The sequence below is a fragment of the Streptomyces sp. NPDC005784 genome, assembly GCF_042871525.1.
Lineage (GTDB): Bacteria > Actinomycetota > Actinomycetes > Streptomycetales > Streptomycetaceae > Streptomyces.
In genome coordinates, this window is record NZ_JBIAIQ010000004.1 from 283,262 (window position 1) to 298,971 (window position 15,710).

General features: G+C 70.2%; 13 protein-coding genes. 4 read left to right on the plus strand and 9 right to left on the minus strand.

From position 1 onward, the window contains the following. Window position 1 precedes the first annotated feature (1 nt). The 5 genes from pstC to ACFYR3_RS09155 all read right to left on the minus strand — a co-directional run bounded on the left by pstC (window position 2) and on the right by ACFYR3_RS09155 (window position 6,200). Window positions 2-1,171: a phosphate ABC transporter permease subunit PstC gene (gene pstC, locus ACFYR3_RS09135; protein WP_355851755.1), complete on the minus strand. Its 1,170-nt coding sequence runs from the start codon at window positions 1,169-1,171 to the stop codon at window positions 2-4. Window positions 1,172-1,431: 260 nt separating this feature from the next. Continuing rightward, window positions 1,432-2,511, minus strand: coding sequence for a hypothetical protein (locus ACFYR3_RS09140; RefSeq protein ID WP_389282208.1), 1,080 nt, complete (start codon window positions 2,509-2,511; stop codon window positions 1,432-1,434). A 38-nt stretch (window positions 2,512-2,549) separates the two neighbouring features. Beyond that, entirely contained in the window at window positions 2,550-3,485 is a 936-nt protein-coding gene (locus tag ACFYR3_RS09145; RefSeq protein ID WP_355851749.1) for an N-acetylneuraminate synthase family protein, read from the minus strand. A 13-nt stretch (window positions 3,486-3,498) separates the two neighbouring features. Further along, window positions 3,499-4,806: an N-acylneuraminate cytidylyltransferase gene (locus ACFYR3_RS09150; protein ID WP_355851746.1), complete on the minus strand. Its 1,308-nt coding sequence runs from the start codon at window positions 4,804-4,806 to the stop codon at window positions 3,499-3,501. A gap of 77 nt (window positions 4,807-4,883) precedes the next feature. Next, on the minus strand, window positions 4,884-6,200 hold the full coding sequence (locus tag ACFYR3_RS09155; RefSeq protein WP_389282210.1) for a DUF6716 putative glycosyltransferase: 1,317 nt from the start codon (window positions 6,198-6,200) through the stop codon (window positions 4,884-4,886). Between the two features lie 198 nt (window positions 6,201-6,398). On the opposite strand from ACFYR3_RS09155, the gene ACFYR3_RS09160 reads away from it, so the two are divergent. From ACFYR3_RS09160 to ACFYR3_RS09170, 3 genes are all read left to right on the plus strand, one after another. Further along, a complete protein-coding gene (locus ACFYR3_RS09160; RefSeq protein WP_355851740.1) occupies window positions 6,399-7,379 on the plus strand; it encodes a glycosyltransferase family 2 protein in 981 nt (326 codons plus the stop codon). Beyond that, window positions 7,376-8,710: a polysialyltransferase family glycosyltransferase gene (locus tag ACFYR3_RS09165; protein WP_355851737.1), complete on the plus strand. Its 1,335-nt coding sequence runs from the start codon at window positions 7,376-7,378 to the stop codon at window positions 8,708-8,710. The genes ACFYR3_RS09160 and ACFYR3_RS09165 overlap by 4 nt, the downstream gene beginning before the upstream one ends. Before the next feature lie 595 nt (window positions 8,711-9,305). Then, window positions 9,306-10,469, plus strand: a complete 1,164-nt coding sequence (locus ACFYR3_RS09170; RefSeq protein WP_389282213.1) for an acyltransferase family protein — start codon at window positions 9,306-9,308, stop codon at window positions 10,467-10,469. Window positions 10,470-10,559: 90 nt separating this feature from the next. Here ACFYR3_RS09170 and ACFYR3_RS09175 read toward each other — a convergent pair whose 3' ends face one another. Beyond that, entirely contained in the window at window positions 10,560-11,219 is a 660-nt protein-coding gene (locus ACFYR3_RS09175) for a TetR/AcrR family transcriptional regulator (protein WP_389282215.1), read from the minus strand. A 62-nt stretch (window positions 11,220-11,281) separates the two neighbouring features. Here ACFYR3_RS09175 and ACFYR3_RS09180 point away from each other — a divergent pair, with 62 nt between their 5' ends. Then, window positions 11,282-12,739 (plus strand): FAD-dependent oxidoreductase, encoded by a 1,458-nt coding sequence (locus ACFYR3_RS09180; protein ID WP_355851898.1) that lies wholly within the window; start codon window positions 11,282-11,284, stop codon window positions 12,737-12,739. Window positions 12,740-12,745: 6 nt separating this feature from the next. Here ACFYR3_RS09180 and leuE read toward each other — a convergent pair whose 3' ends face one another. The 3 genes from leuE to ACFYR3_RS09195 all read right to left on the minus strand — a co-directional run bounded on the left by leuE (window position 12,746) and on the right by ACFYR3_RS09195 (window position 15,699). Further along, entirely contained in the window at window positions 12,746-13,396 is a 651-nt protein-coding gene (gene leuE / locus ACFYR3_RS09185) for a leucine efflux protein LeuE (protein ID WP_355851732.1), read from the minus strand. Window positions 13,397-13,447: 51 nt separating this feature from the next. Beyond that, window positions 13,448-14,026 (minus strand): Uma2 family endonuclease, encoded by a 579-nt coding sequence (locus tag ACFYR3_RS09190; RefSeq protein WP_355851729.1) that lies wholly within the window; start codon window positions 14,024-14,026, stop codon window positions 13,448-13,450. Between the two features lie 92 nt (window positions 14,027-14,118). Beyond that, window positions 14,119-15,699: a methylmalonyl-CoA mutase gene (locus tag ACFYR3_RS09195; protein ID WP_389282217.1), complete on the minus strand. Its 1,581-nt coding sequence runs from the start codon at window positions 15,697-15,699 to the stop codon at window positions 14,119-14,121. Between the last annotated feature and the right edge of the window lie 11 nt (window positions 15,700-15,710).

Consider the following 15,710-nt stretch of genomic DNA (forward strand, 5'->3'; position numbering starts at 1 on the left):
CTCATGCCTCGCTCTGCGCGCCGGAGCGGCTGCGGGCCACCACGGAGGAGGCGGTGAAGTTGACCGCCAGGGTGAGCAGGAACAGCGCCAGGCCCGCCGCCATCAGCGCCGACATACCGAACTCGGAGGCGTCTCCGTAGTGCAGGGCGATCAGTGAGGAGACCGAGTTCGAGCCGGTCTGCAGGATGTGCGGCTGGATGGTGAAGACCGGCGAGATGATCAGGTAGACCGCGATGGTCTCGCCGAGCGCCCGGCCGAGTCCGAGCATGGTGCCGCCGATCATGCCGCCCTTGCCGTACGGCAGGACGACGCTGCGGATCATCCCCCAGCGGGTCGCACCGAGCGCGTAGGCGCCCTCGCGTTCGCCGGCCGGGGCCTGTGAGAAGACCTCGCGCATCACCGAGCACTGGATCGGCGCGACCATCAGGGCGACGACGAGCCCGGCGATGAAGGTGGAGGCCGTGTACACGCTCTCGGTGGCCAGCGGCTCGCCCGGCTGGGCGCCGTCGACCTTGAACAGGGGGATCCAGCCGAACCAGGTGGACAGCCAGCGCGACAGGCCGATCACGTGCTGCTGGAAGAAGAACAGCCCCCACAGCCCGTACACCACCGAGGGGACGGCCGCCATCAGGTCGACCATCGACACGAGGGTGCGGCGCAGTTTGGGCGGAGCCACGTCGGTGATGAACAGGGCGGTTCCGACGGCGAGCGGCACGGAGACCGTCACCGCGACCAAGGCGATCAGGATGGTGCCGGTCATGACGGCGGCGATGCCGAAGTTGTGGACGTCCGGCTGCCATTCGGCGGTGGTGAGGAACGCGAAGCCCCGGGCGCGCAGCGCCTGACCGGCTCTCAGGAGCAGGAAGAGGCCGACCCCCGCCATGACGGCGAGGACGGCGATGCCGGTACCCGTGAGCTGGTACCGGAAGATGCGGTCGCCCAGGCCGCGGGCCGCGTCGAGCCGCCGGGGAGTGAGTTCCTGGACCTCCGGCCGGCCGGAGACGGCCTTGCCGTTCCCTGCCCCCTCGGTCCCCGCCCTGCCCGACTCCGGTCTGTCGGACTCCGGTCTGTCGGACTCCGAGATCCCGGTCTCTGGTACGCCGGATGCCGATGCTCCGGACTCGGATCTTCCGGACTCCGGTCTGTCGGACTCCTCTTGCGCGGACGCCACGTGCTTGTCCCCCCATTCCGGAAACGGAATCCCCGCGCGGTCCACGGTCGTTACCACGCGCTGCGATTCAATGGCCGGATCGTGTCGGTCCAACGCGCACATCATGGAGAACTGGTGAACAGCGCACGGCTGTTCGGTGCGGTCATCGTGGAGGATGCGCGTGGAGAGCCTGGATGATGCGCGTAGATCATCCGGCGGGTGAACGAGTAGAGCCCGGCGCGATGCGCCGGGCTCTGAACGTCGAGAAGGTGTGGCTTGTTTCAGACGGTGGAGACCGCCGAGAGACGGTGGATGTCCCGGGCCGTACCCGTGACGCCCGAGAGGAAGCCCTGGGCGCGGGGCGAGGCGTTCTGGGTCAGCCAGCTCGGGTCGATGTCGCAGACCGCGACGCGCACATCGGTGCCGACGAGGGCGAGCGGCAGCGTGTGCACGACCGTCGACGGGAAGCTCAGAATCGTCCGGCCGATGGGGCCGCGCCGGGCGATCAGTTCGAGCGGCAGGTCGGGACGGACGATTTCCAGACCCGTCTCGGCGGCCAGCCGGTGCAGCTTGTCGGCGCTCTCGCGGCGGTGCGCGAAGTAGCGGGTCGCGCCGTGCGCCTTGGCGAGCGCGCGGACCGCCTCCAGATAGCGGTCCGGGTCGACCACACCCGTCTCGACGAGCGAGGTGCCGACCATGTCCGCGGTCTTGGTGATGCGCGGCGGGCCGAACCGGGCCCGGGTCCAGGAGAAGTCGTTGGCGGTGATCCGGACGCCGTCCGGTGCCGATTCGATCGGCATCGAGGAGAAGACCTCGACCGTACGGCTGTCACTGGGCGTCAGTCGGCGGCGGGCCGCGGCGGACACGGGAGCGAAGAGCACGTCCCGCGGGCCGGGGCGGCCACCGCGCCGGTGCCAGCGCACCAGGCGTTCACCGCGGGCGAGCTGGGCGACGAACTCCATCGTCGCCGTGCCGTCGTCGACCACGACCAGGTCCTGCGCCCGGGTGATGGTCAGCAACAGCTGCACATAGCGGGAGAACGGGTCCCCCATGACGATCCGCCGGGCCCGGCGGAGCAGCGGGGTCAGTCCCCCGATGGTGTGGAAGGGGGCGGTGGTGCCGCCGCGCGCCTCCTCCCAGCGGACCGCGTGGCCCTCGTCGCGGGCCAGTTCCGCCATCCGGCGGAGCTGGCCGCGGGTCATCGGGTCGTTGGGAGACAGGACGACGAGGGTGAGCCCCGCGCCGGGCGCCGCATCATTGTGGGCATGTGCGTGCGCCCATTCCAGCACGTTCAGGAGCTGTACCGGACTCTCGACGAAGGCGAGAGTGTGGGAGCCGGCGGAACCGGCGCGGGGGCTCATCGACGTACGACCGTCCCGTCGTAAGGAATTCAGGGCGTTCAGACCGAGACGGGCTCGCCCGCGGCCGCGGCGATCTCGGCCTCGGCGACGACGCCCGTGACGCGGCGCAGCTTCTTCATCGGGCCGAGCTCGGACTCGTAGACCTTCTTGACACCGTCACCGAGGGAGGCCTCGATGGTGCGGATGTCGCGGACGAGGCGGGTCAGGCCCTGCGGCTCGACGGAGGCGGCCTGGTCGGAGCCCCACATCGCGCGGTCCAGGGTGATGTGACGCTCGACGAAGGTGGCGCCGAGGGCGACCGCGGCGAGCGTGGTCTGCAGGCCCGTCTCGTGGCCGGAGTAGCCGATCGGAACGTTCGGGTACTCGGCCTGGAGGGTGTTGATGACGCGGAGGTTGAGCTCCTCGGCCTGCGCCGGGTAGGTCGACGTGGCGTGGCACATGAGGATGTTGTCGCTGCCGAGGACCTCGACCGCGTGGCGGATCTGCTTCGGCGTCGACATGCCGGTGGAGAGGATGACCGTGCGGCCCGTGGCGCGCAGCGAGCGGAGCAGCTCGTCGTCGGTCAGCGACGCGGAGGCGACCTTGTGGGCCGGGACGTCGAACTTCTCCAGGAAGGCGACGGCCTCGGTGTCCCACGGGGAGGCGAACCAGTCGATGTTCTTGCTCTTGGCGTACTCGTCGATCTGGCGGTACTCGTCCTCGCCGAACTCCACGCGGTGGCGGTAGTCGATGTAGGTCATGCGGCCCCAGGGGGTGTCGCGCTCGATGTCCCACTGGTCGCGCGGGGTGCAGATCTCCGGGGTGCGCTTCTGGAACTTGACGGCGTCGCAACCGGCCTCGGCGGCGGCTGCGATGAGCTTGAAGGCGTTCTCCAGCTCACCGTTGTGGTTGATGCCGATCTCGCCGACGACGTAGACGGGGTGACCCGGGCCGGCGGTCTTCGAACCGAAGTTGCGCAGACGGGAGTTGCTCATGGTGAAACGTTCCTTACTTGTCGAGGGAGTCGAGAGAAGGGCCGAGGATCCAGCTGGCGATCTCTCGGATCGCGCCGTCGCCACCGGGAACGGTGGTGACCGCGCGTGCGGCGCCGCGCACGACGTCGTGGGCGCTCGCGACCGCCACAGGCCAGCCCACGAGGGCGAAGCACGGGAGGTCGTTGACGTCGTTGCCGACGTAGAGCACGCGCTCAGGCGCGATGCCCTGCTCCTCGCACCACTGCTTCAGTGCGAGGTCTTTCCGGTCGATGCCGTGCAGGACCGGAATCTTGAGCTTCCGGGCCCGGGCGGCGACGACCGGGTTCTGTTCCGTGGACAGGATCAGCATCGTCAGCCCGCTCTTGCGCAGAGCGGCGATACCGAGTCCGTCCCCGCGGTGCACGGAGACGAATTCCCGTCCGTCGGAGTCGATCAGCACCCTGTCGTCGGTCTGGGTGCCGTCGAAGTCGAGGACGACCGCGTCGATGTCGGCTGCGGTCGGGAGGGTGCCGGGCCGGTTCGCGTCGAAGAGCGGCGCGAGGGCCCGGGCGCGGGCGAGGTCGTGAGGATCGTCGATCTCCAGCACCCGGGCCGGGTCGGTGCGCACGAGTTCGGTGCGGCCGAAGAAGCGGTGCCTCGCCTCACGGAAGCCCGCGGCCTCCATGGCGTAGACGGCACCGGTCTCCAGGAGGTCCTGGGGGCGGTCCTGGCGGCGCGGGCGGAAGGACTTGTCGTGGTTGACGCCGTAGCCGCCGCTCGTGGCGGTGTCCGTGACCAGGATGTCGCTGCCGCCGTCGACGGCGGCGCGCTCGGTCCCGGCGGCCACCGCGGCGGTGGCCTCGTCGTCCCCGTCGCGCCAGACGAAGCCGTGGAAGGGAGCCACGGTCAGCGCCGTGTCCGCGCCGTTCGCGACGATCGCGTTCACGACGCCGTCCACGTCCTCGCGGATGATGAACGGGCTGGTGCACTGCACGAGCAGGACCACGTCGACCGGGGAGCCGTGCAGCGCCTCATGGGTGTCCATGGCGTGCAGGACGGCGGCCTCGGAGGTGGCGGTGTCCCCGGCGATGGCGGCGGGGCGCAGCACGACCTCGGCGCCTGCCTGGCGGGCGGCCGCCGCGATGGCCTGGTCGTCGGTGGAGACGACCACGTCCGTCACGAGGCGGGCGGCGCGGCACTCGCGCACCGCGCGGGCCACCAGCGGCACACCGCCGACGGGGAGGAGGTTCTTCGCGGGCACGCCCTTGGAGCCGCCGCGCGCGGGGATCACCGCGAGTACGCGGCGCACCGGCGCGGCCTGGCCCGCTTCCGAGTTGGTCATGCGCTGTTCTCCTTGACGAGGGAGGCGAGGAAGGCGTGAGGGGGCGGAGGACCGCGGGCTGCCCGCTGTCGGGGCGCTCACAGGTCGCCCATCCGCCGGATCACCGGTGCCACGCGCTGGACGCCGTGGCGGTAGGCGCCGCGGGCGGCCCGGCGCACGATCTGCCGTACGGGGCTGGGTTCCCGGTCTGCCGCGGGGGCACCGGGCAGCGGGCTGCCGTCCGGGCCGAGGTGGTGGCGGGCGAGGATGCCGGGCAGATAGCCGGGCGCGGTGACGGGGGTGTAGTAGGGAGCGAGGGGCGGCAGCTTGTCCGCCGCCAGCAGCTCGGTGATGCGCTGCCGCGCCGCGTCGAAGGCCGTCTCGTACGAGCCTCCCTCGGCGGCGACGCCCTGCCGGGCCACCCACGCGGCGTCCGGCACCGGCCGGTGACCGGCGTCGAGCCGGTCCCAGGAGGCGAGGCAGCCGGAGCCCACGAAGTGGTGGTTGCCGAGCGCCTCGCGCACCCCGAGGTCGCTGAGGACGACTGTGGGGATACGGCGGTGCAGGGACTCCAGGGCGGCGGTGGAGCTGATGGTGACCAACAGGTCGGTGCGGTCGAGTACCTCGCCCATGTGCCCGTACACCAGGCGGAAGTTGGCCGGCGGGTCCGCCTTCTGCACCAGCTTCTGGTACGGCAACTCCTCGATGTGCGTGGTGTGTTCGCCCGGCCTGGAGCGCAGCTTGAGCAGCACCTCGCGGTCCGGGTGCAGCCGCGCGTGGCGGATCAGCCGGTCCAGCAGGTACGTACGGTCCTTGCGGCTCTCCGGTACGGAGGGCTGGGCGGCGAAGACGACCGTGTACGGGTCGTTCTCCTTGTACGCCGCCCCACCGAGGAAGGGCAGCGCGACCTCGGTCACCGACCCGGCCTCGGCGCCGACCCCCTCGTACACGGCCCGGAAACGCTCCGCGTCCTGACGGGAGTTGGCGAGGACGAGGTCCGCGCCGTGCCGCAGCAGCAGCCCGTCCGCGAGCTTCTCGTAGACGACACCGACGTAGCCGGTGACGACCAGGGGCCGCTCGGTCCGCCCGTCCCAGGCGCGGGCCAGGCCGTGCAGCATCGCCTGGACGGCACCGCCGACCAGGGCGAGGACGACCACGTCGTAGGCGCGGTCCTCCTTGCCCAGCTCGCGCAGGAACTCGACGGCCGTGACCTCGCGGAGGGAGTCCGCCCGGACGCCGACCTCTTCGAGCTGGCGGGCGGTCGGGGTGGCACGGCCGCGCAGGAGGAACCCGTCGAGGCGGATGTCCGATTCGGCCGGGGAAATGCGGTTCGCGGTGAGCGAGCCCCATTTCCACCTGGTGTCGGAATCCGCGAGGACGGCCACTCGCAGGGACTTCGTGGTACTTGCTGGCACGTCCTAGACGCTAGGAACCCATTTCGAGGAGCGGCCCAACCTGAATACAACAAACGGTTAACAGCACATCGACGAATGGGGAATCAGCCAGGGATCGGCTGAGAAAACGATGTGGTTCACGGTTCCGCCACGCGTCGTTCACCTCGTATCTCACCAACGGTCAAGACGAATGCCGGGCCGCCCCCTAACGTCACAGGGGTGGTCAAGCTCTCCGTCATCGTGCCGTTCTACAACGTGCAGCAATATGCGCCCGACACCCTGAAGAGCCTGCGTGCGAACGCACGGCAGGACTTCGAATTCATTCTCGTCGACGACTGCTCGCGCGACGAGACACCGGACATCCTCGCGCGCGCGGAGCGCGAGCTCCCGGGTGCGGTGTATGTCAGACACGAGAAGAACGGAGGACTGGCCACCGCACGCAACACCGGGATCGACAAAGCGCGTGGCGAGTACCTCACGTTCCTCGACGGGGACGACTGGCTCGCCCCCGGATACTACGAACAACTCGTCTCCTCCATCGAGGACCTGGGCTGCGACTTCGTCCGTACGGACCATGTCCAGTGCACCGCGCGGGCCCGCACCGTCCACCGTGTACCGCACGGTCGCCGCGGAGTCGTCCTCGATCCCCGCGACGCCATTCTGCCCGCCGACCGGTCCACCTCCGTCGACTACGCCTACGCCTGGGCGGGCATCTACCACCGCCGGCTGGTCGACCGCGGGCTGCTCCACTTCACCGACGGGCTGCGCACGGCCGAGGACCGGCCGTGGATCTGGAAGTTGCACCGGGAGGCGGAATCCTTCGCCACGGTGGGGCTGCTGGGCGTGTTCTACCGGCGTGGTGTCGCCTCCTCCCTCACCCAGATCGGAGACGTCCGTCAGCTCGATTTCATTCGCGCGTTCGACCAGGTCGTAGCGGAAACCGCAGAGGACCGGGACGCGGAAAAACTCCTGCCCAAAGCCGTGCGCACATATTGCGCGATTATTTCCCATCACCTGGGATCCATCGAAAGGTTCGAGCCGGCGGTGGCACGGAAACTGAAATCCATGAGTGCGGTAGCGCTGCGCCGCATGCCGCAGGACGTGCTCGACGACGCCCTCGACTCGATGGACGTCCAGCGCGCCACCCGGCTGCGCCGGCTGCGCCGACGGCCCGCGCCCGCCGCGGGGGTGGCGGCGTGACCACCCAGATCTTCATGGCGTCCACGCTGTACGGCACGGCCACGCTCGCCGCGGCCCTCGACACCGACAGCTTCGGACCGGCCGACCGGCGCATCCTGCTGGTCTCGAACAACACTGCGACGCCCGAGACGACGCCCGGCGTGGACGAGATGCCCGGCTTCGAGCAGCTGCGCGGCCGCTTCGACGACGTCATCTCGTGGAACGAGACCATCTCCCCGTTCCACCCGGGCGGCTGGACCCCGCGGCCGGACGACGTACCCCTGTGGGAGCGGCATCTGCGGCTCGCCTGGAACCTCGGCGACGACGACATCGAACTGGCCGTGGAGTCGATCCAGGTCAATCCGGCGCTCGGCGTCTCCCAGATCTTCATGGGCGCGCCCGTCACGGTCTACGCCGACGGCCTGATGAGCTACGGCCCCACCCGCAACAAGATCGACCCACTGGTCGGCACCCGGGTGACCCGGCTGCTCCACCTGGACCTGGTCCCCGGCCTCCGGCCGCTGCTGCTCACCGAGTTCGACGTCGAGCCGGAGATCGTACCCACGGACGCGTTCGTGAAGGTGCTCGCGGAACTCGTCGACACCGGTGGTGAGTTGCCGTCGATCGATGAGCCGGCGCTGCTGCTCGGCCAGTACCTCTCCGCCCTGGAGATCCTCACCGCCGAAGAGGAGGAGGAGCTCCACGTACGGATGCTGAAGGGCGCCCTCGCGCTCGGCCACACCCGCGTGGTGTTCAAGCCCCACCCCTCGGCCCCGGCGCGCTGGTCGCGGTTGCTGGAGAAGGAGGCCGAGAAGCTGGGTGCGGACCTCACCGTCCTCGACACCCCGGTCCTCGCCGAGGTGCTCTACCAGCGGATGCGTCCCGCACTGGTCGTCGGCTGCTTCTCCACGGCGCTGCTCACGGCGTCCGCGCTGTACGGCCTGCCGGTCGCCCGGGTCGGGACCGGGTCGCTGCTCGACCGTCTCACCCCGTACGAGAACAGCAACCGCGTCCCGGTGACCATCGTCGACGCGCTGCTGCCCGACCTGCCGGACCGTGCGGCGGTCACCGAACAGCGCCCCGGCATGGACGTGGCGGACCTGACGAAGCTCCTGAGAGCCGTGGGCTTCGCGATGCAGCCGAAGATCTGTCCCGACCTGCGCCCGGCGGCCGAAAGCTATCTGACGCACCAGCTGACGCAGCACACCTGGCGCTACTTCAAGCGCAAGCGCCTCACCTCGCTGGCGCTGCCCGGAGCGGTACCGGCCCAGCTCGCGTTCATCCCGCGCAACGCGACGGTACGGCGGGTCGCCCGGAGGGCGCGCTCCCTGAAGCGGGCGGTGGGCCGCTGAGGCGGCGCCCGGGACAGGGGCGTCCGCGAGGACGGAACGCTCCGGCAGCGAAGGACCAGGGAGCGGGGCCGGGTCGCATACGACCCGGCCCCGCTCCCTTGGGCTGCCCGAATCGCCGCGGCCTGCGCGGCCATAGGTGCCCTGCTGTGGGTGCGCGGCTGGAACAGCGCGCCGCCCCAGGCGCTACGCGGACTGCTTGACTGCCGACAGTTACACCCCGTCGGCCTGGCGGGTGTGGTCGCGGTCCGGTCTCTCGGGTTACTCCGGTTCCCCGGGCAGCCCGGGTTCCCGGGTTCCCGGGTTCCCGGTCGCTCGGGCCCCCGACGTGCGCCGTTGTGCGCCGTTGTGCGCTCATGCGCTCCCCCACGTCCACAACACGCCCCCGACACCCGTTCAAGAACGCGCCAGGACCCCCGTCCCAGCCTGTCCAGACCACCGGCGATTTGTGCCGATTCGGAAGAGTTCTCAACGTAGGGGCATCACATAGATGAACTCCCGTGGGCGAGACGACAAACCGGCCTCGCCCAGGCGCAAGCATCCCCGACTATCGGACTAACGTGCTGTGGGCCAGCTGAGTCCCATTGAGGGGAACCTTGTGATCGACACGCCCGAGGAGGCCCGCGGGACGGCAACCGGCACCGTGGTCCGTACCGTCCTGCCACCTGCCGAGACCTCTCCCGCACCCAAGCCCGCGGCGCGCCGGGAGAACCGGCTGCGCGCCCTCGACGGGCTGCGACTCATCGCGGCCCTGATGGTGGCCGGGTACCACTACGGCGGCCGGGACGGCGAGGTCGTGAAGGCCTGGGGCAGCTCGCCGAGGCATCAGTTCCCCACCCTGCACAATCTGTTCGCCTACGGATGCCTGGGTGTGCAGGTCTTCTTCGTCATCAGCGGCTTCGTCATCTGCATGAGCGGCTGGGGCCGGCCGCTGCGCTCCTTCTTCGCCTCGCGCGCCTCCCGGCTGCTGCCCGCGTACTGGGCCGCGATCATCATCGTGACGGCGGTGTTCACCCTGCCGTTCGTCGCGTACAAGGCGGTCTCCCCGAGCGACGCGCTCCTCAACCTCACCATGCTCCAGCAGCCGCTGGGCGTCGACCGGGTGCTCGGCGTGTGCTGGACCCTGTGGGCGGAGGTCCGCTTCTACGCCCTCTTCGCGCTGTGCATCGTGCTTCCGGGGGCGAACCGGCAGCGCGTGATCCTGTTCTGCGCCGGCTGGACCCTGGCCGCGGCCATCGCGCAGGGCGTGAACGAGCCACTGCTCAACATGGTCCTGATGCCGGAGTACGCCCCGTACTTCATCGGGGGTGTCGGCCTCTACCTCGTCCACCGCAACCGCCGTGACGCGCACGCCTGGGGCATCGTCGGCGTGAGCTGGCTGATCGGCCAGCACTACGCGGTCCAGCGGCTGTGGCACGCCCCGAACCCGGAGTTCTTCTCCACCCGCTCGTCCTTCGGCATCATCCTGGTCGTCACCTTCGGCTACGTCGCCGTCGCCGCGATCGCGCTGGGCTGGCTGCACTGGGCGAACTGGCGCTGGCTGACGGTCGCGGGCGCGCTGACGTACCCGTTCTACCTGGTCCACGAACACCTGGGCTGGGTCGTCATCAAGGCCTACCACCGGACCCTGCACCTCCCGTCGTACGGCACCTTCCTGGCCACGGTCGCCACGATGCTGCTGCTCGCCTGGCTGCTCAACCAGTACGTGGAGAAGTGGCTCACCCCGAAGCTCCGCACGGCCCTGTCGAAGCCGCGCCCGTAGCCGGCCTTCCGGTGACCGCTCCGCAGGACGCCCCCGAAGGCACCCGTACACCCGGCCGGAAAACGCCCCTCCGCCGAGCGGGCCGCCCGCTCAGCCGACCCCGTAGCGCGCCTCGATGCCCGCGACGACCAGGCTCAGACCTTCCTCGAAGTGCCGTTCGTAGTCCTCGAAGATCTCCGCGCCCGCCGCGGCCGACAGGGGGAAGTCGGCCATACGGCGGGCGCGTTCCGTCGTGTCGTAGCCCTCGCGGCGCTCGCCCGGCAGAGGCTGGACGCCCTGCTCCTCCGTGACGAAGCCGATCGTGTACAGGTACGCGGTGGACGCCGCACGGACCGCCTGGGCGAGAGTGAATCCCGCCCCGGTGAAGAGCCCCAGCGTCCGCTCCAACTCGACGGCGTGCAGCGTGCCGGTGAACCGTGAACCGCTGAAGACCTTCGCGCCGTCGCGGTAGCTCAGCAGAGCGGCGCGCAGCCCGCGGTTGGCGACGAGCAGCCGCTCCCGCCAGCCGGCGTCCGGTTCCGCCCCGGTGCCCTCGACCATCCGGCGGTACATCTCCGTGGCCATCTCGTCGAGCAGTTCCTGCTTGTTCTTGAAATGCCAGTAGAGCGCGGGCGCCTGGACCTCCAACTCCCTGGCGATGGCCCGCAGGGTGAGGCCGTCGAGGCCCGTCTCGTTGAGCAGCCGCAGAGCGGTCTCCACGACCTGCTTCTTGTCCAGCTTCGGGGATCGCTGAGGCTTCTGAGTAACCACGCTTGACAGTTTAACGCCGTTAAGGGCAGGCTCGGAACATGAAATTTAACAGCGTTAAGGAGATGGCCGTGGGTGTGGAAGCAGACGTGGAAGTGGAAGTGGACGTCGACGTGGACGTACTCGTCGTCGGCGCCGGCCCGACCGGTCTCGCCCTCGGCGCCGACCTCGCCCGGCGTGGAGTGGACGCGCTCGTCGTCGAGCGGGCCGACGGGCTGTTCCCCGGCTCCCGCGGCAAGGGGATCCAGCCCCGCACGATGGAGGTCTTCGACGACCTCGGCGTCCTCGACGCGATCCGCGCCGCAGGCGGCGACTACCCGGTCGGGATGATCTGGCAGGACGGCGAGCGAGTGGGCGAGCACCAGATGTTCGACCCGGCCGAGCCGACCGACGACTCGCCGTACAACGCCCCGTGGATGGTGCCGCAGTGGCGCACGCAGGAAATCCTCTTCGCGCGGCTTCAGGAGCTCGGGGGCCGGGTCGCCTTCGGCCGTGAGGTCGTCACGGTCGCCCAGGACGAGGACGGCGTGACCGTGGGGTTCGCCTCCGGCGCGCCGGTCCGCGCGCGGTACGTCGTCGCCGCCGACGGTGGCCGCTCCGCGGTGCGCCGCGCGCTCGGCATCGCCATGGCCGGGGAGACCGTCGACCCGAACCCGATGCTCGTGGCGGACGTACGGATCACCGGGCTGGACCGCGACAACTGGCATGTCTTCCCGGCGCGCGAGGGCACGGGCAGCTTCCTGGCGATCTGCCCGCTCGCCGGTACGGAGGACTTCCAGGTCGTGGCGCAGTTCCCGGAGGGCACGGACGTCGACCTGTCCCTCGACGGCATCCGCAAGACCGTCGCCTCGCGGTCCCACCTCTCGCCGGAGGCCGTGACCGAGGTGCGCTGGGCCTCGGACTTCCGGCCGCGCACGGCGCTGGCGGAGCGTTTCCGCGCCGGGCGGGTCCTCCTCGCCGGAGACGCGGCGCACATCCACTCACCGGCCGGCGGGCAGGGGCTCAACACCAGCGTCCAGGACGCCTACAACCTGGGCTGGAAGCTCGGCGCGGTCCTGCGCGAGGCGGCTACCGAGAACCTCCTCGACACCTACGAGGAGGAACGGCTCCCCGTCGCTGCCGACATGCTCGGTCTGTCCACCCGGGTCCACCGCGGTGAGGCCCGCCGCGGCGAGGCGACCCGCCAGCTCGGGCTCGGCTACCGCGGCTCCTCCCTCGCGGTGGAGATCCGTACGGATCTGTCGGACGAGGCCCTTGGCGCGGGCGACCGCGCGCCCGACGGAACCGTGGAGGGCGTCCGCCTCTTCGACGTGTTCCGGGGACCGCACTGGACCCTGCTGACGGTCGGCACGGACGCGGAGGCGCCGGTGCTCCCCGGAGTCCGTACCGTGCGGATCGAGTCGTACGGGCGGTACGGGACCGGGGTCTTCCTCGTCCGCCCCGACGGGTACGTGGGATGGGCGGGCGCGGACGCGCGGGGCCTGCCGGAGTACGCGGCCCGGGTGGGACTGAGCGCCGGCTGACAGACCCTAGGCGCTGGCGAGCGTGAGCTTGACCGCGAAGCCGAGGAAGAGGGCGCCCGCGGCGGTCGTGGCGCCCGCGGAGAGGCGCTTGCGTCGGCGGAAGGCCGCCGCGAGGCGCGTACCGCTGAAGATCAGCGCGGTCAGGTAGAGGAAGCTCGCGAGCTGGGCGAAGGCGCCGAGCACGACGAAGGAAAGGGCCGGATAGGCGTACCCGGGGTCGACGAACTGCACGAAGAAGGCGACGAAGAACAGGATCGCCTTCGGATTGAACAGGCTGATCACCAGCGCCCGCCGGAACGGCCGCTCCCCGGCCACCACCTCGGCCTCCGTGCTCTCCGCGACCGGCTCCCGCCGGGCCCGCCACATCGCCCACGCGGCCCGCAGCATCCCGACCGCCAGCCACGTCAGATATCCCGCGCCGGCGTACTTCACGATCCCGAACAGCACGGCGTTCGCCTGCAGGAGTGACGCCACACCGGCCGCCGACAGTGTCATCAGCACGGTGTCCCCGCACCACACACCCGCGGCGGCGGTATATCCCGTACGGACGCCCTTGCGGGCTGCGACGGACAGCACGTACAGCGAGTTCGGCCCCGGCAACAGGACGATCAGGACGAGACCCGCGAGATAGGTGGGGAGATCGATGACACCAAGCATGAGAGCGAGTGTCGCACGGGCCTCCGACAACTCGTAGAGGCGTCCCGCCGGTCAGTCACCGTCGAGGAGCGTGTCCACGGAGAGGTCGAGGACAACACCGACGGACTCGGGAACCGGGAAGCTCTGCCCTCGCTTGTAGCGCTCGGGGGCCGCGTACTTGCCGTCGACCGGGTCCCGGTGGAGCAGGACCTCGTCGTGCTTCCGGTCGGCCACGATGTACACCGGGATCCCGGCCTCGGCGTAGCACTCGACCTTGGGGCCGAGGTCGTCGGACCAGTTCGACGAGGTGACCTCGACGACCAGGCGGAAGACGTTCGGGGCGTAGCAGTTCTTCTGGACGAGGGCGTCCCGGAAGTCCTCGTCGACGATGGAGAAGTCGGGGATCGCGAAGTCGGCGGGCAGCGTGGGCAGCCAGAGGCCGACGCCCTGGACGTACCTGAGCCCCGCGTCGCGGGCACCCGCCCTGTCGAACGCCACGACCAGCCACGACAGCGACAGCGCGTGCGAGCCGTCCGGCGGTGGTGTCACAGTGAGCCTCCCCTGCAGAATCTCCACGCGGTGCCCAGGCAGTGCACGGGAGAGCAGGTCGGCGGCTTCGCTCAACGTCAGCTCGTGTTGCAGTACGGCCACGGCATCCTCCTTTTCAGGGGTCACTCTCCATGAGCGTAACCGGGGGCGCGCGGCTTCAGCTTCCGTTCACCCGTACGAAGGAATCCCCCAGGTCAGAAGGCATCTGTCGGGACGTACGTGCCCCAGATCTCGCGCAGCGCGTTGCAGACCTCGCCGACCGTCGCGCGGGCGCGCAGGGCGTCCTTCATGGGGTGGAGGACGTTGTCCGTGCCCTCGGCGGCCTTCTTCAGGGCGGCGAGGGCGGTGTCGACGGCCGCCTGGTCACGCTCGGTGCGGAGGCGGGCGAGGCGTTCGGCCTGCTGGGCCTCGATGGCCGGGTCGACGCGGAGCGGCTCGTAGGGCTCCTCCGCGTCGAGCTGGAAGCGGTTGACGCCGACCACCACACGCTCGCCGGAATCGGTCTCCTGGGCGACGCGATAGGCGGACCGCTCGATCTCGCCCTTCTGGAAGCCGTGCTCGATGGCTTCGACGGCGCCGCCGAGGTCCTCGACCCTCGTCATGAGGTCGACGGCGGCCGCCTCGACGTCGTCGGTCATCCTCTCGATGACGTACGAGCCCGCGAACGGGTCGACCGTCGCCGTCACGTCCGTCTCGTAGGCCAGCACCTGCTGGGTGCGCAGGGCCAGTCGCGCGGACTTGTCGGTGGGCAGCGCGATGGCCTCGTCGAAGGAGTTGGTGTGCAGCGACTGGGTGCCGCCGAGGACCGCGCCGAGGCCCTGGACCGCGACCCGGACCAGGTTCACCTCCGGCTGCTGTGCGGTGAGCTGGACACCCGCCGTCTGCGTGTGGAAGCGCAGCATCAGCGACTTGGGGTCCTTCGCGCCGAACTCGTCCCTCATGACCCGGGCCCAGATGCGCCTGGCCGCACGGAACTTGGCGACCTCCTCCAGGATCGTCGTACGCGCGACGAAGAAGAAGGAGAGGCGGGGCGCGAAGTCGTCGACGTCCATACCGGCGGCGACGGCCGTACGGACGTACTCGATGCCGTCGGCGAGGGTGAACGCGATCTCCTGCGCGGGAGTCGCTCCCGCCTCGGCCATGTGGTAGCCCGAGATCGAGATCGTGTTCCACTTCGGGATCTCGGTACGGCAGTACTTGAAGATGTCCGCGATGAGCCGCAGGGACGGCTTGGGCGGGAAGATGTACGTCCCGCGGGCGATGTACTCCTTGAGGACGTCGTTCTGGATGGTGCCGGTCAACTGATCCGCCGGGACGCCCTGTTCCTCGCCGACCAGCTGGTACATCAGCAGCAGCAGCGCGGCGGGCGCGTTGATCGTCATCGAGGTGGAGACCTTGTCCAGCGGGATCCCGCCGAACAGGACGCGCATGTCGTCGACCGAGTCGATCGCCACACCGACCTTGCCGACCTCGCCGTGCGCGAGGGGAGCGTCCGAGTCGTGGCCCATCTGGGTGGGCAGGTCGAAGGCGACCGACAGGCCCATCGTGCCGTTGGCGATCAGCTGCTTGTAGCGGGCGTTGGACTCGGTGGCCGTGCCGAACCCCGCGTACTGCCGCATCGTCCACGGGCGGCCCGTGTACATCGACGGGTACACCCCGCGGGTGAAGGGGTAGGCGCCCGGCGCGCCCAGCTTCTCGGCCGGGTCCCAGCCGTCCAGGGTCTCCGGGCCGTAGACCGGTTCGATGGGCAGTCCGGACTCGGATTCGCGCGCCATAGCTGTGCCTC

What these genes read in the sequence shown, in the direction of transcription:
- ACFYR3_RS09180 (WP_355851898.1), top strand. Translation starts at nt 11,282, where the DNA reads ATGGCCGTGGGTGTGGAAGCAGACGTGGAAGTGGAAGTGGACGTCGAC.
- ACFYR3_RS09140 (WP_389282208.1), bottom strand. Translation starts at nt 2,511, where the DNA reads ATGAGCCCCCGCGCCGGTTCCGCCGGCTCCCACACTCTCGCCTTCGTC.
- leuE (WP_355851732.1), bottom strand. Translation starts at nt 13,396, where the DNA reads ATGCTTGGTGTCATCGATCTCCCCACCTATCTCGCGGGTCTCGTCCTG.
- ACFYR3_RS09150 (WP_355851746.1), bottom strand. Translation starts at nt 4,806, where the DNA reads ATGACCAACTCGGAAGCGGGCCAGGCCGCGCCGGTGCGCCGCGTACTC.
- ACFYR3_RS09145 (WP_355851749.1), bottom strand. Translation starts at nt 3,485, where the DNA reads ATGAGCAACTCCCGTCTGCGCAACTTCGGTTCGAAGACCGCCGGCCCG.
- ACFYR3_RS09195 (WP_389282217.1), bottom strand. Translation starts at nt 15,699, where the DNA reads ATGGCGCGCGAATCCGAGTCCGGACTGCCCATCGAACCGGTCTACGGC.